The 25903-nt window shown below is 65.4% G+C and carries 17 protein-coding genes; 9 read left to right on the forward strand and 8 right to left on the reverse strand.

What is annotated here, in order from left to right; genetic code table 11:
* Positions 1-11 precede the first annotated feature (11 nt).
* Both OU998_RS14275 and OU998_RS14280 read left to right on the forward strand, forming a co-directional pair.
* Positions 12-2642 carry a M14 family metallopeptidase gene (locus tag OU998_RS14275; RefSeq protein ID WP_267514315.1) on the forward strand — a complete coding sequence of 877 codons (2631 nt, stop codon included), beginning with the start codon at positions 12-14 and terminating at the stop codon, positions 2640-2642.
* Between the two features lie 102 nt (positions 2643-2744).
* Complete coding sequence (locus OU998_RS14280) at positions 2745-3062, forward strand: hypothetical protein (protein ID WP_267514316.1); 318 nt, start codon at positions 2745-2747, stop codon at positions 3060-3062.
* 105 nt (positions 3063-3167) lie between these two features.
* On the opposite strand, the gene OU998_RS14285 is transcribed toward OU998_RS14280, so the two are convergent.
* The 4 genes from OU998_RS14285 to OU998_RS14300 all read right to left on the reverse strand — a co-directional run bounded on the left by OU998_RS14285 (position 3168) and on the right by OU998_RS14300 (position 11164).
* Positions 3168-4271: an HAAS signaling domain-containing protein gene (locus OU998_RS14285; protein WP_267514317.1), complete on the reverse strand. Its 1104-nt coding sequence runs from the start codon at positions 4269-4271 to the stop codon at positions 3168-3170.
* 26 nt (positions 4272-4297) lie between these two features.
* Positions 4298-4630, reverse strand: a complete 333-nt coding sequence (locus tag OU998_RS14290) for a PadR family transcriptional regulator (RefSeq protein WP_267514318.1) — start codon at positions 4628-4630, stop codon at positions 4298-4300.
* A 136-nt stretch (positions 4631-4766) separates the two neighbouring features.
* Positions 4767-7784: a TonB-dependent receptor domain-containing protein gene (locus OU998_RS14295; protein WP_267514320.1), complete on the reverse strand. Its 3018-nt coding sequence runs from the start codon at positions 7782-7784 to the stop codon at positions 4767-4769.
* A 422-nt stretch (positions 7785-8206) separates the two neighbouring features.
* Positions 8207-11164 carry a TonB-dependent receptor domain-containing protein gene (locus OU998_RS14300; protein ID WP_267514321.1) on the reverse strand — a complete coding sequence of 986 codons (2958 nt, stop codon included), beginning with the start codon at positions 11162-11164 and terminating at the stop codon, positions 8207-8209.
* A gap of 317 nt (positions 11165-11481) precedes the next feature.
* Between OU998_RS14300 and uvrB the strand changes: the two genes are divergently transcribed.
* Entirely contained in the window at positions 11482-13836 is a 2355-nt protein-coding gene (uvrB, locus tag OU998_RS14305) for an excinuclease ABC subunit UvrB (protein WP_267514322.1), read from the forward strand.
* A gap of 3 nt (positions 13837-13839) precedes the next feature.
* Here uvrB and OU998_RS14310 read toward each other — a convergent pair whose 3' ends face one another.
* From OU998_RS14310 to OU998_RS14320, 3 genes are all read right to left on the reverse strand, one after another.
* Positions 13840-14670, reverse strand: coding sequence for an Eco29kI family restriction endonuclease (locus OU998_RS14310; RefSeq protein ID WP_267514323.1), 831 nt, complete (start codon positions 14668-14670; stop codon positions 13840-13842).
* The gene (locus OU998_RS14315; RefSeq protein WP_267514324.1) at positions 14667-15830 is read right to left on the reverse strand and encodes a DNA cytosine methyltransferase; all 1164 of its coding nucleotides are present in this window, start codon (positions 15828-15830) and stop codon (positions 14667-14669) included. Before OU998_RS14315 ends, OU998_RS14310 begins: the two co-directional genes overlap by 4 nt.
* Before the next feature lie 357 nt (positions 15831-16187).
* Complete coding sequence (locus tag OU998_RS14320) at positions 16188-16487, reverse strand: helix-turn-helix domain-containing protein (protein ID WP_267514326.1); 300 nt, start codon at positions 16485-16487, stop codon at positions 16188-16190.
* A gap of 125 nt (positions 16488-16612) precedes the next feature.
* On the opposite strand from OU998_RS14320, the gene OU998_RS14325 reads away from it, so the two are divergent.
* The gene (locus tag OU998_RS14325) at positions 16613-17164 is read left to right on the forward strand and encodes a hypothetical protein (protein ID WP_267514328.1); all 552 of its coding nucleotides are present in this window, start codon (positions 16613-16615) and stop codon (positions 17162-17164) included.
* 165 nt (positions 17165-17329) lie between these two features.
* Here OU998_RS14325 and lepA read toward each other — a convergent pair whose 3' ends face one another.
* Positions 17330-19138 carry a translation elongation factor 4 gene (gene lepA, locus OU998_RS14330; RefSeq protein WP_267514329.1) on the reverse strand — a complete coding sequence of 603 codons (1809 nt, stop codon included), beginning with the start codon at positions 19136-19138 and terminating at the stop codon, positions 17330-17332.
* Between the two features lie 194 nt (positions 19139-19332).
* Here lepA and OU998_RS14335 point away from each other — a divergent pair, with 194 nt between their 5' ends.
* From OU998_RS14335 to OU998_RS14355, 5 genes are all read left to right on the forward strand, one after another.
* Entirely contained in the window at positions 19333-20463 is a 1131-nt protein-coding gene (locus tag OU998_RS14335; protein ID WP_267514330.1) for an efflux RND transporter periplasmic adaptor subunit, read from the forward strand.
* 9 nt (positions 20464-20472) lie between these two features.
* A complete protein-coding gene (locus OU998_RS14340; protein ID WP_267514331.1) occupies positions 20473-23565 on the forward strand; it encodes an efflux RND transporter permease subunit in 3093 nt (1030 codons plus the stop codon).
* Positions 23566-23826: 261 nt separating this feature from the next.
* Positions 23827-24735, forward strand: a complete 909-nt coding sequence (locus OU998_RS14345) for a cytochrome c oxidase subunit 3 (RefSeq protein WP_267514332.1) — start codon at positions 23827-23829, stop codon at positions 24733-24735.
* A complete protein-coding gene (locus OU998_RS14350) occupies positions 24732-25196 on the forward strand; it encodes a DUF983 domain-containing protein (RefSeq protein ID WP_267514335.1) in 465 nt (154 codons plus the stop codon). Before OU998_RS14345 ends, OU998_RS14350 begins: the two co-directional genes overlap by 4 nt.
* On the forward strand, positions 25193-25894 hold the full coding sequence (locus tag OU998_RS14355) for an SURF1 family protein (protein WP_267514337.1): 702 nt from the start codon (positions 25193-25195) through the stop codon (positions 25892-25894). Before OU998_RS14350 ends, OU998_RS14355 begins: the two co-directional genes overlap by 4 nt.
* The last annotated feature ends 9 nt before the right edge of the window (positions 25895-25903 follow it).

A 25903-nucleotide genomic window follows, 5' to 3' on the forward strand; every position in this document is an offset into this window, starting at 1 on the left:
GGGTTCAGTTCATGTCCAGTCATCGTCGCACCGTGCGTCCGCTCGCCTTCGCCCTGGCCGGCGCCTGCGCCGCCGCCTTGCTGTCGGTCCAGCCCGCCGTTGCCCGTCAGACCGCCGCCGACATCCCCACCGTCCGCCAGACCCTGGGCTACGACAGCGGTCAGGAGATCACCCGCGCCGCCGACGTCCGCCGCTATTTCGAGGCCCTGAAGACGGCCGCCCCGAACCAGGTCGCCATCGGCGACTATGCGACGAGCTGGGAAGGCCGCCCCCTGTTCTGGGCCGCCGTCGGATCGCCCGCCAACATCGCCCGCCTGGACCAGATCAAGGCCCAGTCCCGCGCCCTGGCCGATCCGCGCCTGACCTCGGCCCAGCAGGCCGCCGCCCTGATCGCGGACCAGCCGGTGCTGGTGTGGATGGCCTATTCGGTCCACGGCAACGAGATCAGCCCCGCCGACGCCGCCATGGAGGCCGCCCGCCGCCTGTTGACCGACCCGACCGCCAAGGCCTGGCTGGCCAATACCGTCGTCGTCTTCGTCCCGACCCAGAACCCGGACGGGCGCGAGCGTTTCCTCAACAGCTTCGCTTCGGGTCGCGGCTCCGCGCCCAATCCCGACCCCGCCTCGGCCGAGCGCGACGAGCCCTGGCCCAGCGGCCGCTACAACCATTATCTGTTCGACCTGAACCGCGACTGGTTCATCCAGACCCAGCCTGAGACCCAGGGCCACGCCGCCCAGGTCCACGAATGGCGCCCCCAGGTCGTCGTCGACAGCCACGAGATGGGCTCGGACGAGACCTTCTTCTTCCCGCCCGAGGCCGAGCCGCTGAACCCGTGGATCTGGCCGCGCACCCTGGAGAACCGCGCCCTGTTCGGCCGCAACACCGGCGCCCGGTTCGACGCAGCGGGCCTGCCCTACTTCAATCGCAAGGTCTATGACGCCTTCTATCCCGGCTATGGCGACGGCTGGCCCGGCTATCTGGGCGCGGTCTCCATGACCTATGAGGCAGGATCGGCGCGGGGTCTGGCCGCGCGGCGCAGCTCGGGCGAGGTCTTCACCTATGCCGACACGGTCCGCGCCCACCTGACCGCCACCCTGGCCACCATCGAGACGGCCTCGCGCAATCACGACCGGCTGCTGAACGACTTCTACGCCTATCACCGCGACGGGGTGAACGGACGCGGCGCCTATGTCCTGTCCCGCGCCTCGGATCCCGCCGCCGCCGACCGTCTGGCGGGCCTGCTGGTCCGCTCGGGCATCGAAGTCGGCGTCGCGCATCAGGCCTTCTCCTGCGCCGGCCAACACCGCGCGGGCGACTATGTGGTCAACCTGGCCCAGCCCCAGCGCCGCATGGCCGAGGTGCTGCTGACCCACGACGTGCCCATCCCCCCCGCCTTCCTGGCCGAGCAGGAACGCCGTCGCGCCCGGGGTTTGGGCGACGAGATCTACGACGTCACCGCCTGGTCCCTGCCCCTGATGTTCGGCGTCGAGGCCGCGCGCTGCGACAGCGCGCCGGGCGTCGCCGTCGAGACACGCGGCCCTGAACTGGTCACGCCCGCCGTCGTCCAGAACGCCGAAGCCCGCTACGGCTTCCTGGTCGCGCCCGGATCGGCCCAGCCCCGCTTCCTCGCCGCCGCATTGCAGGCCGGACTGACGATCAGTTCCGCCGACCAGCCGTTCACCCAGAACGGGCGCGACTGGCCCGCCGGAACCTTGGTCTTGCCCAAAGCCGGCGCCCCCGCCGACCTGGTCGCCACCCTGGGGCGTCTCGCCGCCGACACGGGCGCCGAGGTGACCGGCGTCGATGAATCCTGGGTCGAGCGCGGCGCCGGCTTCGGCTCCAGCGACGTGGTCCGCCTGCGCGCGCCGCGCATCGCCCTGGCCTGGGACAGCCCCGCCGCTCCCGACGCCGCCGGCGCGACCCGCTGGCTGCTGGAACGCGACCTGGGCTATCCCGTCACCGCCATCCGCGCCGCCAGCTTCAGCGAGGCCGACCTGTCGCAATACCAGGTCCTGATCCTGCCCGAGGGCCGCAACTACGCCGCCGTCCTGGGCGAGTCTGGGGTCAAGGCCCTGCACGACTGGGTCTCGCGCGGCGGCACCCTGATCAGCCTGGGAACCGCCACCCGCCTGCTGACCGATCCCGACAGCGACATGCTGGCCTCGCGTCGTGAGACCGGCGCCTCGGACAAGGACGAGGACAAGCCCGAAGGCGCCGCCCGGATCGCCAACCAGACCGACTACGCCGCCCTTCTGGCCCACAGCGACCACGGCCCCGACTCGGTCGCCGGCGTCCTGGCCCGCGCCCATGTCGATCCCGACCACTGGATCGGCGCCGGCCTGCCGTCCGAGTTGAATGTCCTGGTGCGGGGCGCCGACATCTACGCCCCGCTGATGCGCGGAGAGGGCGTCAACGCCGTCCGTTTCGAAGGCTCCGACCGCCTGCTGGCCTCGGGCCAGCTGTGGGCCGAAAACCAGGCTCAGCTCGGTTTCAAGCCGGTCGTCATGGTCGAGACGCTCGGATCGGGCCAGTTGATCGCCTTCACTCAGGACCCGACGGTTCGCGGCTATCTGGAGGGACTGAAACCTCTGTTCGCCAATGCGGTGTTCAAGGGACCGGCCCACGTCTCGCCGCGCTGGTAACGTCCCAGAGCCTGATCGCGATCAGGGCTGGACACAGGCCCAGACAGGCATAACCTCGTTTTTCGCCCGCAGAGGCGCACTTAGAAAAACGGGAGCTACGCCTTGATACGTCTGTCTCTTTCCACCCTCGCCACCATCAGCGCGGCCGTCGGGGCCGCCGGCCTGGTCGCCTTCACCGCCACGGCCCAGGACCGTCCGAGCCCGGAACCGGCCGCCTCGGGCCGCGCCCTGCCGGTCGGCGCCTATCGTGAGACCTGCCGCAGCATCAGCCTGAACGGCGACCGGCTGCGCGCGCTCTGTATCGCCAAGGACGGCCAGTCGGTCTCCTCGACCCTCAGTGTCCGCAGCTGCCATGGGGCGCAAATTCAGAACGACAACGGCCGACTGGCCTGCGCCGCCGCCCCCATGCGTTCAACCTGACAGCTGTCAAGCGCCGGTCCCGCCTCGGCGGGACCGGCGCGTCTACATGGGCCAGAACATCATAATGGACGGCAATGGTGGAAGCGGCCGGAGGTTCAACGCCGCCTACGTCCCTGCGACCAGCCGTCCCGCCGCCCGCACCATCCGCCAGATCTCGCCGACAAACGCCCAGACCACGATCATCATCAGGATCGTCGCCAGCTCGCCGCCGTCGCCGGCCGAACGGTCGAACAGGTCCCGCACCCGGTCCACGAATTCCGTCACCGTCCCGACCCAGATCACCGGGCTCAGCGGCGACCAGAACCACAGCCACAACAGGCCCCAGGCCGACGCCGCCCCAAACCCGATGTCGCCCAGGGCCGTCAGCCGCACATTGCCGCCCGACGCCGCCCGCATCAGGTCGAACACCACCTTGGCCGCCGCGAACAGGGTCACGGGCCAATAGGCCGCGTCCACGATCTGGCCCAGGATCCGGCCATAGTCGACGCCGTCCAGCACCCCCGCCACCTCGTCCGGCCGGATTGAGGCGACTGGCAGCAGGCCCGTCCACCACAGCAGCAGCACCGCCCAGGCGATGGCGCTCGACACCGCCCGCGCCACCGGCGACATCTCCGCGCTCTTCTTCACCGCCGGCCCCGGCTTGGCGGCTCCAGCCCCAGCCCCGCCCCGCGCCAGCCTCTGCCCCCAGGTCTCGGCGTCGATGTCGCCGCCCAGTTCGAACAGGCCCAGGTCTTTGACCCGCCATTTGGCGATGAAGTCCGGCTTCTTCTCCTGCCGCTCCAGCACGAAGCCGATCAGGGTCACCACCCCGATCACCGTCACCGCCCCGCTGAACAGACCGGCGAAGGCCTGACCGATGGCCTGCCCCGCATAGACATCGCCGCCCAGAACCCGCGCCGCCAACCCGATCAGGGTGACGCACGCCATCACCAGCAGCGCCGTCTTCACCGCAAACAGCCACCACGGATACAGCTCCGGCCCGATCAGCGCCTGCGGCCCCGACCGATACCGCGCCGCCACCGTCAGCGGATGGCCGACCTCGCGCAGCAAGGCCTCGACCTCGTCATCGCTGGGCGTCCGGCCCAGCCGCTCTTCCAGCGCCTCGAGCCGACCCATGATCTCGTCGCGCAGCTCGGCCACGATGTCGTCGCGCGTCGCCTTGGGCAGCTGGGCCGCCACCGCCTTCAGATAGGATTCAACCAGGTCCATCCCACGCTCTCCCTCTTTCCCGATGTTCACAGCATCTTCTCCAGCGAGGCCGACAGACCCCGCCATTCGGCCGCCAGCCGCGCCAGCATGGCCTCCCCGCGGGGCGACAGGCGATAGAACCGCTTCTTGCGCCGCGCCTCCTCGCGCCATTCGCTGTCCAGCAGCCCCTGGCTCTCCAGCCGGCGCAGCAGCGGATAGAGGGTGCTCTCCTCCATCTCGATCCCGGCCTCGCCCAGCGCGACCCGCAGCGAATAGCCGTATTGCTCGCGCCGCAAGCTCGCCAGCACCGCCAGGATCAACGACCCCCGCCGCAGCTCCAGCCGCAGACTCTCGAACAGCAGTTCCTCATCCTGACTCAACCGCCCCTCCAGACACGCGACGCCATACACTGTGCGATACACAGTGTATGGCGTCAAGCGATGACCTCGGCGGCCGCGGCAAAAAAAGAGGCGGCGGGTTTCCCCGCCGCCTCAAACTTCAGCCGATACGCCCGGATTAGAAGGTCTTTGAAATCCGCACGTAGCCGCGACGACCGCGCATGTCATAGCCGTTAAGAGCGGCCGTACCCACGCGGAACTCGCCAGTATTCACCGCAGGCGGACGCTCATCATACAGGTTGTTGACACCGACCTGGAACGTCCAGTCGTTAACATTGTAACGCATGGACGCAGAGTGAACAGTCGTAAACTCGGTGTAGTACTTATAGTAGGCGCAATAGTTGTTGGCCGCAGAGCAATCCGCCGAGCTTATGCCATTCGCAAGGTCGGCATAGCGCGAGTTGGCAAACACTTGGCCACCAGCTTCCGAGATATCAGACCCCCGACCGATGGCGTCGATTCCGTAGAACCAGGTCCAGTCGCCCTTCCTCAACGTGAAGTACATGTTGCCCGTATAGGCAGGGCCATTATAGTTGAAGGTCGTGCCGAGATAATTCTCGGTAACCCCACCCAGCAGACTCGTGAAATCTTCCAGCTTCCAGGTGTGCTGGCTGCTGATCGTCAGATCACCGAACGGCATTTCACGCGAATAGCTGAACGAAAAGTCAATGCCACGGTTGGTCTGCTTGGCGACGTTGATGTAGCTGTTATCGACACCCGTAACATAATGGGTGGTTGCGTCTCGCGTATACAGGCCACAGAAATCTGTATTCCCACGCAGGCACTGTTCGATGATGTTGTAACCACCGAATGTGCTGACCTGATTGTTGATTTCCAACTCCCAGTAGTCGATCGCGACATTCAGATCGGCAAACGACGGGGTCCAGATAAATCCGAAGTTCGTGGACTTGCCGGTTTCAGCTTCCAGACGCCCTTCACCACCAATGGTCGCAACCGGCACCGAGCTGCCGCCGACTGCAGTATAGTCGTCCGGAATCCCCAAGGCGGAGCAAGCTGACTGGATAGTCGTGTCGACGCCGGAGTCGCCATAGTTATAGCAGGGATCGGTGGCTGACTGGCTAGAGTAACCAATCTGCGAACCCAGATACAGTTCATAGAGCGCAGGAGCACGGAAGGAGGTGCCGTAGCTGGCCCGGAGGCGATACTCGGGCGAAATCTGCCAGTTCAAGCTGGTCTTGTATGTGTCAGAGGTGCCGTAAGAGTCATAATCCGAGAGGCGGCCCGAAACGTTGAAATCCAAGGCCTCCACGAAGGGAAGCGCCTTCAACAGCGGAACCTCGAACTCGGCGAAGATTTCGCGGACATTGTCATCACCCGCCGTACGGGCGGCCGACGTGTACAGCGCAATATTGCGGTTTGCCGCCCAGTAGGGAGGGGTGTCGTCGATGGCTTCGTGACGGACTTGGAAGCCGAAGGCGGCGCCGACGTCGCCGGCCGGAAGGCTGAACAGGCGATCGGTCGCCAGGGTGCCTTCGACATAGCCGTGCTCGTAGGTCGTTGTGCCTTCTTCCGTCACGAACAGGAAGTCACGTTCAGCTTGGGTGAAGTTGCCGGCCAGAACGCGATCGGACATCCACGGAATACCTGCGGGCAGGTCCGCGCAGTTGAAGTTCGACACATTGCCGCCCAAAGGCGTGTTGGTGCAGGCGACGTTGGGGCTGTTCAACGCGACGAACCGGTCCAGCAGAATGCGGGGGCCGTTGTCGTAAACCGCGTCGGAATAGGAGTACTGACCATAGACGTCGTAATCCCACTGGCGATCCAGAGCGCCGAAGCTGCCCCGCACCCCGGCGACGCCGCGATAGTAGTCGACCTCTTGATTAGAGCTCGATTCATAGACACCGACCGTGACCGCGTTGGTTCCCAGGAGATTGTTGGGGTTGCTGGCGGGCAGGTAGTTCGGCGCCCCGTTAATGATGTTCCTCTGAGCAAAGCTCTGGAAGACCTGCGCGACCCCGTTTTGATGCGAAGTGCGACGGTTGTACAGAAACTCCCCGTACAGTTCCGCGCTCGGGGTCAGATCATAGCCGCCCGAGAAGTTCAACGTCAGAGACTCCGACGGGCTGATGACGGACGACTTGCTCCACAGGGCTGAGTCGGTCGGCGCATAGAGATAGGTGCCCGGGTAGCCAGCGCGATTGAATCGAGCCCACCCAGCATAAGGCGAGTTGTTGCCGGCTACGGCATAGTTGTAGGCCGAACCATAGCGGGTCAGCGGCACGAGGTTCAGGCCTGACGTGGTCTGAACATAGCCGTTCGTCAGGTTGAAGCACTTGTAGGAACCGGTGCGCGGATCGATGTAGTCGAGACGCTCTTGAGTCTCCGGATCGAACAGATAGTCGGCAGCGCAGGACGTGTCGTCACGATCCGAACGGCGCAGTATCTCCGTTCGCAGATAGTTGACCGAACCGCTCCAGTAACCCCGGTCCATCGTCTGGCCATAAGCGGCGTCCAGTCGATACTGCTCGCCGCCGCCTTCGAAAGGCTGGCTCGCATAAGCGCTAATGGATCCACCGTCCATGTTGCGCTTCGTAATGATGTTCACGACCCCAGCGACGGCGTCGGAACCATAGATGGAAGAGGCGCCATCCTTCAGAATGTCGATGCGCTCGACTTGCGACTGCGGGATGATGCTGAGGTCAACGGCCTGAACCTGCCCGCGCGTTCCTGCCGGACCAAGGCGCCGACCATTCAAAAGCACAAGCGTGCGCTGCGCACCCAGACCGCGCAGCGACAAGGACTGCGTACCGCCGCCACCGGCGGTGACATAGCCGGTGAGTTGATCATTCAGTTGGAACGAACTCGCGGCCAGCACCGAGCTCAGCAGTGCGGTGGCGGCGTCCGGCACGCCGCGCAGATCAGTCTGCTCCGACGTGATAATGTTCATGGGCTGGGCGCTGCTGAACTCGTTACGACGAATGCGCGATCCGGTCACAACGATGTCTTCCACGCGAGCGCTCTCGGCCTTCGTCGTGGGTTCCGTGGACTGGGCGCTGGTTTGCGCTCCGGTCGTTGTCGACTGTGCGGCCGCAGAAGAAGCCGTAGCGATCATCGCTACGGCAACAAAGCCCGCAACCATGGTCGAACCGAGCAACTGGCTCTTTGATTGTAACATATTTAGCACGCCCCTCTTTCAAATCATCAGCGCCGCCGCGTGAAGCAGGCGGACCAGCGACGCTCTTATAGGGCGGCCAACGAAATGCGACATAGCGTCGGTCGCCTTTCCGCCACTTTCGTCGCAGCCAAGTTACATTTTTGCCACTTTCCTGAGACAAACAGGCCCCAAAAAATACTGCCCAAATTTCACCCAAAGTTCGATTTTTTCACTAAAAAATTCCCAATATGCGAACATTTTTGTCAAATCTGGCTATAGAATGAGACTACCCACCCGCTGTGATATTGGCATTGATGCGCGGCATGACCCCAACGTAATCCTTTTCGCCCCAACGTGACCAAAGAGTTTACGGGCCGATATCTCTCAACCAAAAGGGCGGCGGACCTCGGTCCGCCGCCCTGATTGTTTCAACAGAGTCGCCCTTAGAACGACTTGGTCAGGTTCACGAAGGCCGTGCGGCCCAGGTAGTCGTAGCCCGAGTACAGCGAGGCGTTGCCGACCCGGTTGTAATAGCCCGACGAGATGGTCGGCGGGTTGTCGTTCAACAGGTTGCGGACGCCGATCGTGGCGGTCCAGCCGTCGGACGCATACTGGACTGAGGCGTTGTGCAGCCAGTAGTCGTCGGCCTCGAGGTCCAGATCCGACGTCGCCGGATCTTCTTCGTAGTAGGCGTAGCTGTCGGTGCCCTGGATCCATTCGACGCCGTAGCGCACGCGCCACTTGTCCCAGGCATAGGAGACGTCAGCCGTTCCGGTGAACTCCGGATTGTCGAGCATGCCCAGGTCATCTTCCAGGGCGTCCTCGGCGAACAGCTTGCTCGAGATTTCCGTGTACTGGGTGATGGCCAGGTTGAACAGCGCCGTACCCGGGCCGACGTCCTGGCGATAACGGACGGTGTAATCCAGACCCTTCACATTGTCGGTGGCCAGATTGACGTAGCTGTCCGAGACGGTCAGGCCGTTGTCGGCCGGATCACGCGACACCAGGCGGCAGAAGCCGGCGTCGGCCGCGAAGTCCGACGGGTTGGAGTCGTAGCAGCGGTCCAGGATTTCCGTCGCGCCGGTGCGCGACACGCCGTTCTCGACCTCGATCTCGTAATAATCGACGGCGAAGGACAGATCGCCCCAGCCCGAGGGCAGCGGCGGCTGAATGACCAGGCCGACGGTCATGTTGGTCGAGGTTTCGGCCGACAGACCGGCGTCGGCGCCGCCTTCGGTGATGACCTGAACGCCCGTCGTCGCCTCATAGGTGTCCGGCAGGCCTTCGGCCCGGCAGTTGGCGACCCGGTTGGCGTTCACGCCGTCTGCGCCGAACTCGTTGCAGGCGTCGCTGGCGTTCGACAGGAAGCCGGAGGTGGCGCCCACATATTGCTCGAACAGCGCCGGGGCGCGGTACGAGGTGCCGTAGGTGCCGCGAACCGTGACCCAGTCGATCGGACGATAGACCAGGCCGACCTTGTAGGTCGTGTCGTCGCCGTAGGAGTCATAGTCGGTATAGCGGAACGAACCGTTCAGGGTCAGTTCGCGCACGCCCGGCAGATCGACCAGGATCGGCGCTTCGATTTCGCCGAACACTTCCTTCACCGAGTCCGAACCGCGCGTGATGGCCGAGGTGGAGTAGTTGTAGGTGTTGCCCAACTGGGAATCGAGGCCCGGGGTGTCGTCGATCTCGGACTCACGCCATTCGGCGCCGAAATAGCCCATGACCCGGCCGGCGGGCAGGCTGAACAGCGGGCCGTCGATGCCGATGCTGACCACCTTCTCGATGAACTCGGTCGTGCCGGTCACCGGACGGAAGACATAGTCGACCCAGTCCTGCGGCAGGACGCCGGCGATGGTCTGGGTCGTCAGCGCCGGGGCGGCGATACAGCCCGGATTCGACGCCAGATCGGCGCACTGGAACCCGCCCGAACCATTGCTGACGACGTCCAGGGACGCGATCAGATTAGCGGTCAGGAACTGTTCGCTGGTGTAGGTCGATTTGGACCGCGAGTAGCTGGCGTAGGCGTCATAGCGCCATTCCGGCAGGAAGAGGTCGCCCTTGATCCCCACGACGTAGCGGCCGAAATCGACTTCCTGCTCGGAATGGTCGTTGCCGAAGCCGATAAAGGCGCGCACGCCCACATTGTCGCCCTGGTTCAGACCTTGGTCGGCGAAGGCGACGCTGCCTTGCAGGTTGGTCGGGATCAGCGGGCTGCCGACGGCGTAGTCCAGCGCCAGTTGGCGATAACCGGTCTGCGACGACTTGCGCTGGTTGAACAGGGCTTCGCCATAGACTTCGGCATTGCCCAGGGCGTGCAGGTCGTAGCCGACTTCACCGTACAGGGTGGTGATCTCGACGGGCGAAATCAGCGACTCGTTCAACATCCGGTCTTCGAAGGTGTCACGGATGTTGACGCCGTTGCCGTTGCCGCCGACGCCTTCGAACCCAACAAGGCCGGTCGTGACGGCCGAGTTCGGACGCCAGCGGTTAAACTGCGTCCCGGTGGCGCCCGCAGCAGCCTGGCCCGCGGTCAAGCCCGTGGCGATGGTGTTGATCGTCACGCCGTTCGAGCCGGTCGTGGTGATCGGATAGCATTTCGACTGGCCGGTCAGCGGGTCGATGTCGTCCTGACCGTTGCGGAAGCCGTCGGTCTGGCAACGGGTGAACTCGCGGTCGCGCAGGGTCAGTTCGTCACGCTCGTAGCGTTCGACCGAACCGGCGGCGCGCCAGCGGTCGCCCTGCACGCCGGCCGTCAGCGACAGACGCGTTGAACCGCCTGCGCCATTGGCTTCCAGCGGCTCGTTGCGCTGAGCTTCGATGGTCAAGCCTTCGAAGTTTTTGCGGGTCTGGATGTTGACCACGCCGGCGACGGCGTCAGACCCATAGACCGACGAGGCGCCGTCGCGCAGCACTTCGACCCGGTCGATGATGGCGGTCGGCAGCACGTTCAGGTCGGCCGCGCCGACCGAACCGCGCGAACCGGCGGGCGAAACGCGACGACCGTTCAGCAGCACCAGGGTGCGGCTGGGGCTCATGCCGCGCAGGCCGATCGTGTTCGCGCCCGGACCGCCGTCGGTGACATAGCCGCCGTACGAGTTGTTGATCTGCGAGGTGCCGCCGGTCACGGCCGTGCTTTGCAGCGCCTCGGTCGTCGAGGTGAAGCCCTGAAGGGTCGCTTCCTCGCGCGTCACCACCTGGGTCGGCGACGGGGCGTTGTAGTTGTCGCGGCGAATGCGCGAGCCGATGACGACGATGTCGTCAACACCAGCCGGTTCTTCAGCCTGGGTGACCGAAGCATCCTGCGCCAGCGCCATGGACGGAGCAAACATCACCATGGAAGCGACTGCAATTCCACCGACCATGGTCGATGCAAGAAGATTGTTCTTACGAGTACGCATACGCCTCTTCACAGCTAAGGTTGTTTAATACTCGAATACGATATGTATAACTACGGTATGTATCGCCGATATACAGAATGTATCCGCTATGTGACCGGCCTAGGCGTAGCGAAGACGAACTACAACTAAAAAGTCGCATAAAAGTTGGGAACAAGGACAAATTGCGCGCGAAATGCGCCATTGCGCGGCGCGATATAGCATTTTATTTCCACATTACGCCGTTTTACCGCCATTTTTGACGCCCGCGCTGACGGAAGGTCGATCAGCCTTGAGACACCCCCATGGCGCGGTCGCCGCCCGAGCACTAAGTTCTGTTCATGAACCGTTCTTCGACGCCGAAGCCCGCCGCCGCAAAGCCGGCCAAGCCCGTCCATACGCCCGACCCCGGCGTGCGCGAGGCCGCCGCCGCCTTCAAACGCGACCACGCCGCGAACGGGGGCAAGATGCCGATGTTCGCCCCTGTCGCCGGCCCGCGCCTGACGCCGGAAGAGCCGGTCGCCGCCCCCGCCGACTGGGTGCCCCACCGCCCCTCGCACGAGGGCAAGAAGAAGGGCGGCCGCTTCCGGCTCGAGACCAAATACACCCCCGCCGGCGACCAGCCCGCCGCCATCGCCGAACTGGTCGCCCAGGCCGAGGCGGGCGATCGCGATCAGGTGCTGCTGGGCGTCACCGGCTCGGGCAAGACCTTCACCATGGCCAAGGTCATCGAACAGACCCAGCGCCCGGCGCTTATACTTGCACCCAACAAGACCCTGGCGGCGCAACTATACTCGGAATTTAAGTCGTTCTTCCCCGACAACGCCGTTGAATATTTCGTCAGCTACTACGACTACTATCAGCCCGAAGCCTACGTCCCCCGCACCGACACCTATATAGAGAAGGACTCGTCGATCAACGAGCAGATCGACCGGATGCGGCATTCGGCGACGCGGGCGATACTGGAGCGGGATGATGTGATCGTGGTGGCCAGCGTCAGCTGCATCTACGGCATTGGGTCGGTGGAGACCTATACGGCCATGACCTTCACGCTGAAGGTGGGGGACCAGATCGACGAGTCGAAGCTGCGGGCCGATCTGATCGCGCTGCAGTACAAGCGCAACGACCTGACCTTCGACCGCGGCATGTTCCGCAAGCGCGGCGACACCATCGAGATCTTCCCCGTCCACCAGGAGGACCGGGCCTGGCGCGTCTCCCTGTTCGGCGACGAGATCGAGTCCATCGCCGAGTTCGACCCCCTGACCGGCAAGAAGACCGCCGACCTGACCGAGATCACCGTCTACGCCGCCAGCCACTATGTGACCCCGCGCCCGACGCTGAACCAGGCCGCCGCCGGCATCAAGGCCGAGCTGAAGGAGACGCTGGACTGGATGATCGAGAACGGCAAACTGCTCGAGGCCCAGCGCCTGGAGCAACGCACCCGGTTCGACCTGGAGATGATGGAGGCCACCGGCAGCTGCGCCGGCATCGAGAACTATTCCCGCTGGCTGACCGGCCGCGCCCCGGGCGAGCCCCCGCCCACCTTCTTCGAATACATCCCCGACAACGCCCTGCTGTTCGTGGACGAGAGCCACGTCACCATCGGCCAGATCAACGGCATGTTCCGCGGCGACTACCGCCGCAAATCCACCCTGGCGGAATACGGCTTCCGCCTGCCCTCCTGCATCGACAACCGCCCGCTGAAGTTCGAGGAATGGGAGGCCATGCGCCCCCAGACCGTCCACGTCAGCGCCACCCCCGGCGCCTGGGAGATGGACCAGGCCGGCGGCGTCTTCGTCGAACAGGTCATCCGCCCCACCGGCCTGATCGACCCCCCCGTCGAGATCCGCCCGGTCTCGGGCCAGACCCGCAACCAGGTCGACGACGTCATCGACGAGGTCAAGGCCACCACCCGCGCCGGCTACCGCAGCCTGGTCACCACCCTGACCAAGAAGATGGCCGAGGACCTGACCGAATACATGCATGAACAGGGGATCCGCGTCCGCTACATGCACTCCGACGTCGACACGCTGGAGCGGATCGAGATCCTGCGCGACCTGCGTCTGGGTGCCTTCGACTGCCTGATCGGCATCAACCTGCTGCGCGAGGGGCTGGACATCCCTGAGTGCGGCCTGGTCGCCATCCTGGACGCGGACAAGGAGGGCTTCCTGCGCTCCGAGACCTCGCTGATCCAGACCATCGGCCGCGCCGCGCGCAACATCGACGGCCGCGTCATCCTGTACGCCGACCGCATGACCGGCAGTATGGAGCGCGCCATCGCCGAGACCGACCGCCGCCGCGAACGCCAGATGGCCTACAACACCGAACACGGCATCACGCCCGAAAGCGTCAAGCGCGACATCAAGGAGCTGATGGACAGCCCCTATGAGTCCCGCGAGATGGACCGCCTGACCCGCCCCGGCGTCGCCGAAGCCTCCAAACCCTTCGTCGGCTCAAACTTCCAGGCCGCGCTCAAAGACCTGGAAGGCCGCATGCGCGAAGCCGCCTCCAACCTGGAGTTCGAAGAAGCCGGCCGCCTGCGCGACGAGATCAAGCGCATGAAGCTGCTCGACCTGGAATTCGCCAACGAGGCCCTGACGGGGGCGGGCGAAGAGGTGGACCGGTCGGCGCCGAAGAAGTGGCGCGCGGAAGCGGCGGCGGAGAAGGCGGAGGCGTTTAGGAAGGGGCGGTTGTAGGGGCTATCGCTGCCTTAACCCCGCGAAGAAAGTATCGAGCAGTTCCTCGCGCGTCATCAAAGGCGGATGCGAACGGAAATGCGCTTCGAGATCGCCTATGATCACATCTGGCGTCCGCGCATCCTCAATGGATTTTGCGGCCCAGACTCGGCCGGGATGTAGCGTGTCCCATGGCGAACGCTTGTTGGCGCGTGTGGTCGCATCGTCGCCGTGCTTGCCAAGGCCATACAGAATATTCGTCTCGCTGTTCCAAACGGGTCGGAACAGGTGGATCAGAAAATCCTCCGCAGCGGTCTCCCATCCGGATTGCACGACCAAAAAACGCGCCTCGAAATCTTCCACCCTCAGCGTGGTCTCGGCTTTCGCGATGTTCTTCCGATGTTCATTCAGTCGCGCCGCAAGCCTGGGTCCCTGGTCTCGAGCGGTGTGTGCATTCGCCAAGGCTGGCGCCGCCTGTCCCACATAGATCGGGGTCTCACTATTCTTTAGCGGCCCGTAGGGTTCGAAATCGCCTCGGTAGTAGATCGCATAAACGCCAGACCCATAGAACTTGCCTATCTCGGCAAGCGACTCCCGGTCCTGCGCCACAAGGGCCAGAGCGGTGAAACGACCGATGATCTTAGGATTGCTGGGATCGAACACCACTGAGGGCAAGGCGATGGGATCAATCCGCTGTAGCGCGCCTTCAACGTCTTGAACCAATCCGCGAAGGGCGAGGTCCAGCCGATTGCGAAGCTTGGGTTGAAGCGCCTTTTCCGTCGCTGTCTCGACGAAAGATCGCACCTGCTGGCGGATGGCCTCGATCTCATCCGCGAAGTCAGACTTGCCGATCACGCGGCGAACCTCAGCCGCCGCGCCACGTCCTTGCCGACCATTTCCGCCAATCGTACCGGCACCGCATTCCCCAGTTGTCGCATCGTCTCGCTCCACGAGCCGTGGAATACATAGTCATCGGGGAAGGTCTGCAAGCGCGCGCTTTCACGGACGGTGAAATAGCGCACTTCGCCCGTCGGCTTCAGCAGCATGTTTTCGCCGCCCGGCACGCCGTGCACACCCGCCTTCAGGGTCTTCGCCGGTTCATCCAGGGGACTGCCCGTATGGCCAGGATAGCTGCGCGCCCCAGATTGAAACCGGTGGTTCGAAATCGCCTTCGCCTTATGCGGTGAATGTTCGGGGTCAGGCAGATCAGCAATGGCGTCGCGCACAGTCTTCCATGGCGCGGTCGTCGGCTTGGCGTCCATGCGCAGGGCGCGCTGAGCCATGGCCTCCTTCTCGGGGCGATCTTTGCGAGCCACCTTGTGACGATCCCAATAGGTCGCATCGCGATGCTGTTCCCAAAGCAAGGCCTCCGCCGAATGGGTTTCGACCGGGAAAGACCATTCAAGATCGAGATCTTCGCGGAACCCCACGAACAGGACGCGTTCGCGCTTCTGCGGAACACCGTGGTTCGCGGCATTCAGCAGACGGGTCACCAGCCGATAGTTCAGGCCTTCGCGAGATCCGGACATATGATGCTGTTCCAGCCGCGCATGATGCTCGCTCCAGTCCTCATCCGGCCGCGCCGTGATCTCGGGATGCCGCATCTGAAGCTGGATATATTCGAAATAGTTCTGGAAGCTGGCCCGCGTCAGGCCTTTGACGTTTTCGAATACGAAGGCCTTCGGCTGCGCCTCCCGCACCGCTCGAATGGCCTCGGGGAACATGTCACGCGCGTCGTCATAGGCCTTGTGCTTGCCGCCCATGGAAAAGGGCTGGCAGGGCGGCCCGCCGGAGATCAGGTCGAGCTTGCCGGAATAGGCGCCGAAATCGACCGACCGAACATCGCCCTGCTCCAAGGCCCAGTCCGCGACCACGGAACCCGCGCGTCTCTGGTTCTCGCGAATCGTGTCGCAGCAGTAGGCGTCACGCTCGACCACCTTCAAGGGATAAAACCCCGCGCGGTGGAGGCCGATGCCAAGCCCGCCGGCGCCCGCGAACAGTTCAATGGAGTTCATTTGATCCTTGCTCATGAATCCAAGAATGTTCCGATTTCGTTCTCAAGTGAAGCTGTTTTCACGCCGACGATCACCGTAAAGCGCCATCACAAATCAGCCAGCCACCCCATAGCATCTTCGTTGCGAAGCGCGCGGGCGATTTGGGGTTCGGGCATCCCCCTGATCTTTCGTCATCCTCCGGCAAGCCGCGTCTTCGCGGCGCAGACCGGGGGACCCAGCGGCGCGCGGGAGCGCGAGCCTGTCGCGGACTCGGTGTTCAGACAGTGTGCGGCGGATGGATTTCGCCTTCGGCGCCGCTGGGTCCCCCGGTCTCGCTACGCTCGCCGGAGGATGACGAAAGGCGGGGCGGGTTGACGGCTAAACCAGCTCCACCTTCAGCGAATGCCCCAGCACCCGTGCCGCACGACTGAGCGTGTCCAGCGTCACGTTCGACGCCTCCGGGTCGAGGACGCGGTTCAGTTGGGCGCGGCTGGTCTCCATTTCGGCGGCCATGGCGGCGCGGGTCAGGCCCTGGGCCTTCATCGCCTGCTGGAGCTGGAGGGCGATCACGCTCTTGACCGCGCGCAGGGTCACCTCCTCGCGGATGCCGTCCTCGTCGAGGACGTCGTCCAGGGTGGCGAGGTCCGACGGATCGCGGAACTTCATGTCTGTCGTCATCGGGCGCTTCCCAGGCCTGCGGCTGGATTGATCGTACCATAAATAACACGTTCGTCGTTGCGCTAAGGGGAGAAGGAAGAGGGTTGCGTCCGGGTTTGGCGTAACGGCGGTTTAGGCGTGGGGACATGAGCCAGGGCATCCACCGCAAGATCCGATCCGACGCCGTCTGGGCCGAGGTGCGCAAGGCGTGGGAGGATGGGGAGACCGCGCGGTCGGTGGCGCGGCGGTATGACGTCGGGGTTCACGCCCTGTGGAAGCGGCGCGAGGCGGAGGGCTGGACGCGGCCCGACCCGAAGGCGGGGCCGGTGGAGCCGGCCGAGGGCTGGGGCGCCTATGTGCAGGGGCGGCGGGACGCCTTCGAGGGGCGTCTGGAAGAGGCGCGGGCGCTGGCGGAATGTCTGGTCGAGGCGATGCAGGACGAGCGGCTGACGCGGGCGCCGCACTGGCATATTCCGTGGCTGTATCGCTGGCGCGCCGACCATCTGGGGGCCGAGGCGGCGGCGCGGGACCGGGAACGGGCGCGCGAGGCGGGGCATCCGTGGGCCGAGGTGTTCTGGGACGAGGACGGGGTGCTGAGGCCGCTGCGGCGGCTGGATGAAGAAATGGCGCGGCTGCACCCGCAGGACTGGCGCCGGGCGGTGGGCGTGCCGGAGGGGGTGGAGGTGGAGTGGCCGTAGCTCTCCCTCCCCTTCATGGGGAGGGGCGATCGCGCAGCGATCGGGGTGGGGCCCGAAGGGGCGCGAGCGGGGTGGCGTACAAAAGGGCCGTGCGGGCTGACACGGCCCCACCCGGGCTTCGCTCCGCTCCGCCGTCCCTCCCCATGAAGGGGAGGGAGAAGGGTTTTAGTCCTCGTCCATCTTGAGCGCGGCGATAAACGCTTCCTGCGGGATTTCGACCTTGCCGAACTGACGCATCTTCTTCTTGCCTGCCTTCTGCTTCTCCAGCAGCTTCTTCTTGCGCGTGGCGTCGCCGCCGTAGCATTTCGAGGTCACGTCCTTGCGCAGGGCGCGCACGGTCTCGCGGGCGATGATCTTGCCGCCGATGGCCGCCTGGATCGGGATGACGAACAGGTGGGGCGGGATCAGCTCCTTCATCTTCTCGACCATGCCCCGGCCGCGCGTCTCGGCGCGGGCGCGGTGGACCAGCATGGACAGGGCGTCCACCGGTTCGGCGTTGACCAGGATGGACATCTTCACCAGGTCGCCGACCTTGTATTCGGTGATCTCGTAGTCGAACGAGGCATAGCCCTTCGAGATCGACTTCAGCCGGTCGTAGAAGTCGAACACCACCTCGTTCAGCGGCAGTTCGTAGACCACCATGGCGCGGGCGCCGACGTAGGACAGTTCGACCTGCGAGCCGCGGCGGTCCTGGCACAGCTTGATCACGCTGCCGAGGTATTCGTCGGGCGTCAGGATGGTGGCCTTGATCCAGGGCTCGGAAATGGTCTCGATCTGCATCACGTCGGGCAGGTCGGCCGGGTTGTGCAGGTCGATCTCGGAGCCGTCGCGCAGGCCGATCTTGTAAACCACCGAGGGGGCGGTCGCGATCAGATCCAGGTTGAACTCGCGGCTGAGCCGTTCCTGGATGATCTCGAGGTGCAGCAAGCCGAGGAAGCCGCAGCGGAAGCCGAAACCCAGGGCGGCGCTGGATTCCATCTCGTAGGTGAAGCTGGCGTCGTTCAGGCGCAGCTTACCGATGGCGGCGCGCAGGTCCTCGAAATCGGCGGCGTCGACCGGGAACAGGCCGCAGAAGACCACCGACTGGACCTCCTTGAACCCCTTCAGCGGTTCGGCGGTCGGCTTTCTTTCATCGGTGATGGTGTCGCCGACGGCGGCGTGGGCGACTTCCTTGATCTGGGCGGTGATGAAGCCGACCTCGCCGGGGCCCAGCTGGTCCACCGGGGTGTTCTTGGGCAGGAAGACGCCGACCCGGTCGATCAGGTGGGTCGAGCCGTTGCGCATCATCTTGACCTTCATGCCGGTCTTCAGCACCCCGTCGAAGACGCGCACCAAGACGACGACGCCGAGGTAGGGGTCGTACCAGGCGTCGACCAGCATGGCCTTCAGCGGGGCGTCGGGGTCGCCCTTGGGCGCCGGGAGTTTGGTGACGATGGCTTCGAGGACGTCCTCGATGCCGATGCCGGACTTGGCGCTGCACAGCACGGCCTCGGAGGCGTCGATGCCGATGACGTCCTCGATCTGGGCGCGGACCCGCTCGGGCTCGGCGGCCGGCAGATCGACCTTGTTCAGGACGGGGACGATCTCGTGGTTGTTATCAATGGCCTGATAGACGTTCGCCAGCGTCTGGGCCTCGACCCCCTGGGACGCATCCACGACCAGCAGCGAGCCCTCGCACGCCGCCAGGCTGCGCGACACCTCATAGGCGAAGTCCACGTGGCCCGGCGTGTCCATCAGGTTCAGGACATAGTCCTGCCCGTCCTTGGCGCGGTAGTTCAGGCGCACCGTCTGCGCCTTGATCGTAATGCCCCGCTCCTTCTCGATATCCATATTGTCGAGCACCTGCTCGCTCATCTCCCGCGCGGTCAGGCCGCCGGTGAATTGGATCAGTCGGTCGGACAGGGTGGACTTGCCGTGGTCGATGTGCGCGACCACGCTGAAGTTCCGGATGTTCGAGATAGGGGGAGTCGTCATCCGCGCGCCCCTATCACGCGTAGAGGTCCGGGGCCAGCGGGCGTCGTGATCCGCTCCTCACACAGTGTCAGATTAAGCCTTTGCAACAATATGGATCGGCGTTTGAGAGCGGGTCGCGGACGCGGTATGGATCGCGCCTCCCGATAACCGGCGTGAGCCGGCGATCCGCTTCGCCTGCAACCGAGGAATTCCCCGTGTCCAAGACGACCCGAACCGCCATTAGCCTTGGCGCCCTCGCCGTGTCGGCCTTCCTACTGGCCGGCTGCGGAGGGAATGGCGACGAGGCGGCCGAGGAAAAGGCCGCCGGCGGCTCGCGCCAGACCGTCACCGCCGCCACAGTGACCCAGACCAATCTGCGGCGCACCGTCACCGCCTCGGGCAGCGTCTCGGCCTGGGAGGAAGTCCCGGTCGCGGCCGAGACCGGGGGGCTGACCGCCGTCGCCGTCTATGTGGATGAAGGCGCCTACGTCCGTCAGGGCCAGCCCCTGGTGCAGATGAACGACGTCCTGCTGCGCGCCCAGCTGCGCCAGCAGCAGGCCCAGGTGCAGTTGGCCGAGGCCAATGTGGCGCGCGACGACGCGGCCCTGGACAGGGCTCAGCAGCTTAAGGAACGGGGCTTCCTGTCTCAGGCCTCGCTGGACACCGCCCTGGCCAACCAGCGGGCGTCCAACGCCAATCTGGCCGCCGCCCGCGCCACCCTGGCCCAGACCCAGACGCAACTGTCCCAGGCCACCATCCGCGCGCCCGTCGCCGGCCTGGTGATCAGCCGCAGCGTGACCAAGGGCCAGATCATCGCCGCCGGGACCGAACTGTTCCGCATGGTCCGCGACGGTCGGCTGGAGCTGGACGCCCAGGTGCCCGAGACCGAGCTGGCCCAGGTCCGGGCCGGCCAGCCGGCGACAGTGACCTCCAGCGAGGCCGGAACCACCTCCGGCACGGTCCGGATCGTCACGCCCGAGGTCAACGCCAATACCCGCCTGGGCCTGGCGCGCATCTCGCTGTCGCCCGGCGCCCAGTTGCGGCCCGGCATGTTCGCCCGCGCCGACATCGACGTCGGTGACCAGCCCGCCACCACCGTGCCCACCGGCGCGGTCCTGTATCGCGACAACAAGCCGGGGGTCTTCACCCTGGTCGCCGACAGCCGGGTTCACTTCCAGCCGGTCGTGATCCTGTCGCGGACAGACACCCAGACGGCCGTCACCGGCGTCAATCTGGGCGCCCAGGTCATCGTCGACGGCGCCGGCTTCCTGAACGAGGGCGACCGCGTCAATGTCGCCCAGGCCCCCGGCGGCGCCCGCCCCGCTACACAGCCTGCGGCCAAGTAGGACCGACCCATGAACCAGATATCGTCCTGGGCGATCAAAAATCCGATTCCGATCATCCTGCTGTTCCTGCTGCTGACGCTCGGCGGCGTGGTCGGCTTCATGGGGATGCGGATCAATCAGAACCCTGACATCGACTTCCCGCTGGTCGCCGTCACGGCCGCCCGCCCCGGTTCGGCGCCGGCGGAAATGGAGGTCCAGGTCACGCGGCTGATCGAGGACTCGATCGCCGGCCTATCCGGCGTGCGCCACATCTATTCCAGCGTCACCGACGGCGTCTCCTCGACCTCTATCGAGTTCGAACTGGGTACGGACACCGAGCGCGCGACCAACGACGTCCGCAACGCCATGAGCGGCGTGCGCGCCAGCCTGCCTCAGGACATGCAGGAGCCGACCGTCCAGCGCATCGACATCACCGGCGACGCCCTGATCACCTATGTGGTCCGGTCGCCGACCATGACGCCGGAACAGATCAGCTGGTTCATCGACAATGAGATGAGCCGCGCCCTGCTGGCCCTGGGCGGGGTGGGCGAGGTCAACCGCTCGGGCGGGGTGGATCGCGAGATGCGGGTCGAACTGGATCCGCAGCGGCTGGCCGCCTATGGCGTCACGGCGGCCGAGGTCAGCCAGGCCCTGACCAGCGTCAACAACAACCTGCCCGGCGGCCGCGTCACCATCGCCGGGTCAGAGCGGGCCGTGCGCACCCTGGGCGCCGCCACCTCGCTGGCGCAGCTGCGCGAGACCCTGGTGCCGCTGGGCGACGGCAAGACCGTCCGACTGGATAATCTGGGCACGGTCGAGGACAAGTGGAGCGAGCCGCGTCGCCTGGCCCGCTACAACGGCCAGGAAGCCGTGACCTTCAACTTCCTGCGCTCGCGCACGGCGTCCGAGGTCAAGGTCGCGGAAAAGGTCCGTGAAGCGGTCAAGACCATCGACGAGGCCCATCCCGAGCTGACCATCAGCCAGGTCACGGCCAGCGTCGAGGAGATCGAAGAAAGCTATCTGGCCTCGCTTGAGGCCCTGCTGCTGGGCGGCGTGCTGGCCGTCATCATCGTCTTCATCTTCCTGCGCGACTGGCGGGCCACCCTGATCGCGGCGACGGCCATGCCAATGTCGCTGATCCCGACCTTCGCCATCCTGGGCCCGCTGGACCAGTCGCTGAACGTCGTCACCCTGCTGGCCCTGTCGCTGACCATCGGCATTCTGGTCGATGACGCCATCGTGGAGATCGAGAACATCGTCCGCCACATGCGCGACGGCAAGCCGCCCTATGACGCCTCGCTGGAGGCGGCGGACGAGATCGGCCTGGCGGTCGTGGCCACCACGGCCACCATCATCGCCGTCTTCGCGCCCGTCGGCTTCATGCCCGGCATCATCGGCCAGTTCTTCAAGGCCTTCGCCCTGGCGGCCTGCGTCTCCGTGGCCTTCTCGCTGCTGGTGGCGCGGACCCTGACGCCGCTGATGGCGGCCTTCATCCTGAAACACTCCCACCATGAGGACCGCGATCCCTTCTGGATGAGCGGCTATCTGAAGGCCCTGCGCTGGTCGCTGGGCAATCGGTGGAAGGTCTTCATCATCGGCATCCTGTTCCTGGTCGGGTCGATCGCGACCTCGGTCGTGGCCAAGATGTCGTTCGAGTTCATGTCGCCGGGCGACACGGCGCGCGCGGCCTTCCAGGTCGAGCTGCCGCCGGGTTCGACCTTGCGCCAGACTGACGCCGTGGTGCAGCAGATCACCCGCAAGCTGGAGGCGCGCCCCGAGGTCACCTCGGTCTATGCCGCCATCGGCGGCCAGGACGTGACCCAGGCCAACATCTATGCCGACATGGTGCCCAAGGGCGACCGCGAGCTGAGCCAGCAGGCCTTTGCGCGGGTCATGGTCGACGAGATGAAACAGATCCCCGGCGCCCGCATCCGGGCCGGCATCGCCCAGTCGGGCGGCGGTCCCGGCGACGGCACCACCTACACCTTCTCGATCCTGAGCGACGATCCGGTCGCCCTGACCGCAGCGGCGCGCAAGGTGGAAGAGGAGATGCGCGGCGTCCCGGGCCTGGCCAATGTGGTCAACTCGGCCGCCATCGCCCGTCCGGAAATCCTGGTCACGCCGCGTCCAGACGAAGCGGCCCTGGCCGGGGTTTCGGCCGGCGACATCTCCCAGGCGGTCCGGGTCTCCACGATCGGCGACGTCGACCAGAACCTGCCCAAATATAATCTGGGCGACCGCCAGATCCCGATCCGGCTGCAGCTGACCGAAGAGGCCCGCAAGGACCTGAGCGTGCTGGAAACCCTGCGCGTGCCGGGCAACAACGGCGCCTCGGTGCCGCTGAGCGCCGTCGCCGACATCGAGTTCGGCGCCGGTCCGGCCACCGTGTCCCGCCAGGACCGGTCGCGCATCGCCTCGATCAGCGCCGAACTGGACGGCATCACCACCGGGGCGGCCGGCACGGCGGTCAACCAGCTGCCCTCCGTCAAGGCCCTGCCCGCCGGCGTGCGCCAGGTGCCGGCCGGCGACGCCGAGTTCATCCAGGAGATGCTGACCGGCTTCGGCGTCGCCTTCGCCTCGGGCATATTGCTGATGTATGCGGTTCTGACCCTGCTGTTCAAAAGCTTCGCCTATCCGATCACCATCATGGCGGCCCTGCCCCTGGCCATCGGCGGCGCCTTCATCGCCCTGGCCATCGGCGGCGCCAACTTCTCCATGTCGGCCCTGATCGGGGTGCTGATGCTGATGGGGATCGCGGCCAAGAACTCCATCCTGCTGGTCGACTATGTCATCATGGCCGAGAAGGACGGGATGCCCCGATACGAGGCCATCATGGACGCCGCGCACAAGCGGGCCCGTCCGATCCTGATGACCACATTCGCCATGGGCGCAGGCATGGTGCCCATCGCCATGGGCATAGGCGCAGACGTCCAGTTCCGCTCGCCCATGGCCATCGCCGTGCTGGGCGGACTGATCTCCTCGACCTTCCTGTCCCTGCTCTACATCCCGGCCATCTTCACCATCATCGACGACGTGGCCCAATGGGCGCGACGCATCCTGCACCGTTCAACAGCGGGACAGCGGGAGCTGGCGAAACCGAGGCAGGGGCCATTGGTGGAGTAGCGGCTCCCGCTTGGATCCGTCATCCTTGTCCTGCGGGCTCGGCGCCCAACATCGGCCCCGGAAACGGTTCGGGGTGGTTGATGAAAGGCGGACAATCAGACACGGCCGTCAACAGACAGGGGTGACGGGTCGGGGAGCGGTCAGAGATCAAGGCGGAAACACGGCGGCGCACACGGCAGCGCACTGGCGCGACGCAAAAGCGGCGGTTATAGCTGGGGGATAAGGCGAGTTCATCGCCAGCCCAATATAGAGATGAAACGCATGGCCGACGCGCACGCCGCTCCGCACCACGACTATCACCTCGTGCCGCCAAGCCCATGGCCGCTGCTGTCGTCCATTGCGGCGACTATCATGTTCATCGGCGCCGTGATCTGGATGAAAGGGCTGGCGCCGGCCGAGAATGGGCCGATCGCCGCCAACTTCCTGGCCGAGGGACGCCAGGGGGTGTTCTTCGCCGGACTGGCGGGGGTGCTGATCTCGGCCTTCGGCTGGTGGTCGGACGTGATCAAGGAATCCAAGGCGGGCGACCATACGCCGGTCGTGTCGATCGGCCTGCGCTACGGCATGATCCTGTTCATCGCCTCCGAGGTGATGTTCTTCGTCGCCTTCTTCTGGATGTTCTTCGACATGGCCCTGTTCCATGAATCGCGGGCGCTGACGCCCGAGATCGGAACCTGGGCGGATACGGCCAAGGCCTGGTCGACCTGGCCGCCGCAAGGGGTCGAGGTTCTGTCGCCCTGGCAGCTGCCGCTGCTGAACACCGTGACCCTGCTGCTGAGCGGCTGCACCGTGACCTGGGCCCACCACGCGATCCAGGTCGGCGACAGCAAGGGCGCCAAGATCGCCCTGGTCATCACCGTGATCCTGGGCGTCTTCTTCACCAGTGTTCAGGCCTATGAATATCATCACATCCTGCACGAGCACCTGTTCTTCAACGAGGAGGCGGTCAACTCGGGCCTGTATGGCTCGATCTTCTTCATGGCGACGGGCTTCCACGGCTTCCACGTCCTGATCGGCACCATCTTCCTCGCGGTCTGCCTGATCCGCCTGCTGGCCGGGGACTTCACCCCGCAGAAGCATTTCGGCTTCGAGGCGGCGGCCTGGTACTGGCATTTCGTGGACGTGGTCTGGCTGTTCCTGTTCGCCTTCGTCTACGTCGTCTTCGGTTGATCGAAGACGGTCCTGAAGACCTCGAGACGGCGCGGGACGAGGGATCGTCCCGCGCCGTCGTGGTTTGCGACACGCCGGTTCGGGCGGCGATGCGCGGACGCTGTCCCCGGTGCGGCCAGGGCGCCCTGTTTGCAGGCTTTCTGAAGGTGCGACCGGCCTGCGCCGTCTGCGGCCTGGACTACGCCACCATCCAGACCGGCGACGGACCGGCCAGTTTCATCATCCAGATCGCCGGGTTTGTGGTCGGGTTTTCGGCCCTGGTGGTGGAGATCAAATTCCACCCGCCCATGTGGTTGCACCTGATCGTCTGGCTGCCGCTGGTGGTCGCCCTGTCGCTGGCGCTGATGCGGCCGGGGCGGGGGCTGATGATCGGCTTGCAGTACAGGAACCAAACCGCCCCCTCCACCGCTGCGCGGTCCCCCTCCCCCGATCCGCTTCGCTCCACGGAGGAGGATCTATGAGGCGGTTTCCCTGGATATTGACCGTGCTGACGGTGGCGGCCCTGGTGCTGCTGATCGGGTTGGGCCTGTGGCAGGTCGAGCGGCTGAAGTGGAAAGAGGGGCTGATCGCGGCGTCCGAGGCGGCGGCGGCGAAACCGCCTGCGCCGCTGGATCAGGTTTTGGCTGAGGGCGATCTGGAGTTCAGGAAGGCGTTGATCGTCTGTCCGGGCCTGGCCAGCGCGCCCTATGTCGAGCTGCAGTCTATCCATGACGGCGAGGCGGGGGTGCGGCTGATCTCAGCGTGCAAGCCGGTCGGCGCGGCGTTCAGCCTGCTGATCGACCGGGGCTTCATCGCCGACGGTGTGTCGGCCCGGCCGCGCGTGATCGAGACCAGCCTGCCGCTGGTGCTGATCGGCGAGTTCCGCAGCTTTGATCCGCCGAGCGGCATGACGCCGGCGCCGGCGAACGGCCGCTTCTACGGCCGCGACACGGCGGCCATGGCCGAGGCCCTGAAGGTCCACGGGCCGGTGCGACCCGAGGCAGTGTTCGCGGTCAGCCCGACCAATCCCGAGTTCGCGCTCTTGCGGCCGTCCGCGCCGCCGGCGGCCTTTTCCAACAATCATTTCGGCTACGCCCTGACGTGGTTCGGACTGGCGATTGCCCTGGCGGGCTTCTATGTGGCCCTGTTTCGACGTCGAATGAAGAAAGACATCCCCTGACGGCTTCCC

It is taken from the genome of Brevundimonas sp. SL130, from assembly GCF_026625805.1.
Taxonomy (GTDB): domain Bacteria; phylum Pseudomonadota; class Alphaproteobacteria; order Caulobacterales; family Caulobacteraceae; genus Brevundimonas.

Excerpts from the sequence above, each read along its gene's own strand:
- OU998_RS14275 (WP_267514315.1), top strand. The coding sequence starts at position 12 with ATGTCCAGTCATCGTCGCACCGTGCGTCCGCTCGCCTTCGCCCTGGCC.
- OU998_RS14285 (WP_267514317.1), bottom strand. The coding sequence starts at position 4,271 with ATGGACCTGGTTGAATCCTATCTGAAGGCGGTGGCGGCCCAGCTGCCC.
- OU998_RS14295 (WP_267514320.1), bottom strand. The coding sequence starts at position 7,784 with ATGTTACAATCAAAGAGCCAGTTGCTCGGTTCGACCATGGTTGCGGGC.
- OU998_RS14300 (WP_267514321.1), bottom strand. The coding sequence starts at position 11,164 with ATGCGTACTCGTAAGAACAATCTTCTTGCATCGACCATGGTCGGTGGA.
- uvrB (WP_267514322.1), top strand. The coding sequence starts at position 11,482 with ATGAACCGTTCTTCGACGCCGAAGCCCGCCGCCGCAAAGCCGGCCAAG.
- OU998_RS14315 (WP_267514324.1), bottom strand. The coding sequence starts at position 15,830 with ATGAACTCCATTGAACTGTTCGCGGGCGCCGGCGGGCTTGGCATCGGC.
- OU998_RS14320 (WP_267514326.1), bottom strand. The coding sequence starts at position 16,487 with ATGACGACAGACATGAAGTTCCGCGATCCGTCGGACCTCGCCACCCTG.
- OU998_RS14325 (WP_267514328.1), top strand. The coding sequence starts at position 16,613 with ATGAGCCAGGGCATCCACCGCAAGATCCGATCCGACGCCGTCTGGGCC.
- lepA (WP_267514329.1), bottom strand. The coding sequence starts at position 19,138 with ATGACGACTCCCCCTATCTCGAACATCCGGAACTTCAGCGTGGTCGCG.
- OU998_RS14340 (WP_267514331.1), top strand. The coding sequence starts at position 20,473 with ATGAACCAGATATCGTCCTGGGCGATCAAAAATCCGATTCCGATCATC.
- OU998_RS14345 (WP_267514332.1), top strand. The coding sequence starts at position 23,827 with ATGGCCGACGCGCACGCCGCTCCGCACCACGACTATCACCTCGTGCCG.
- OU998_RS14355 (WP_267514337.1), top strand. The coding sequence starts at position 25,193 with ATGAGGCGGTTTCCCTGGATATTGACCGTGCTGACGGTGGCGGCCCTG.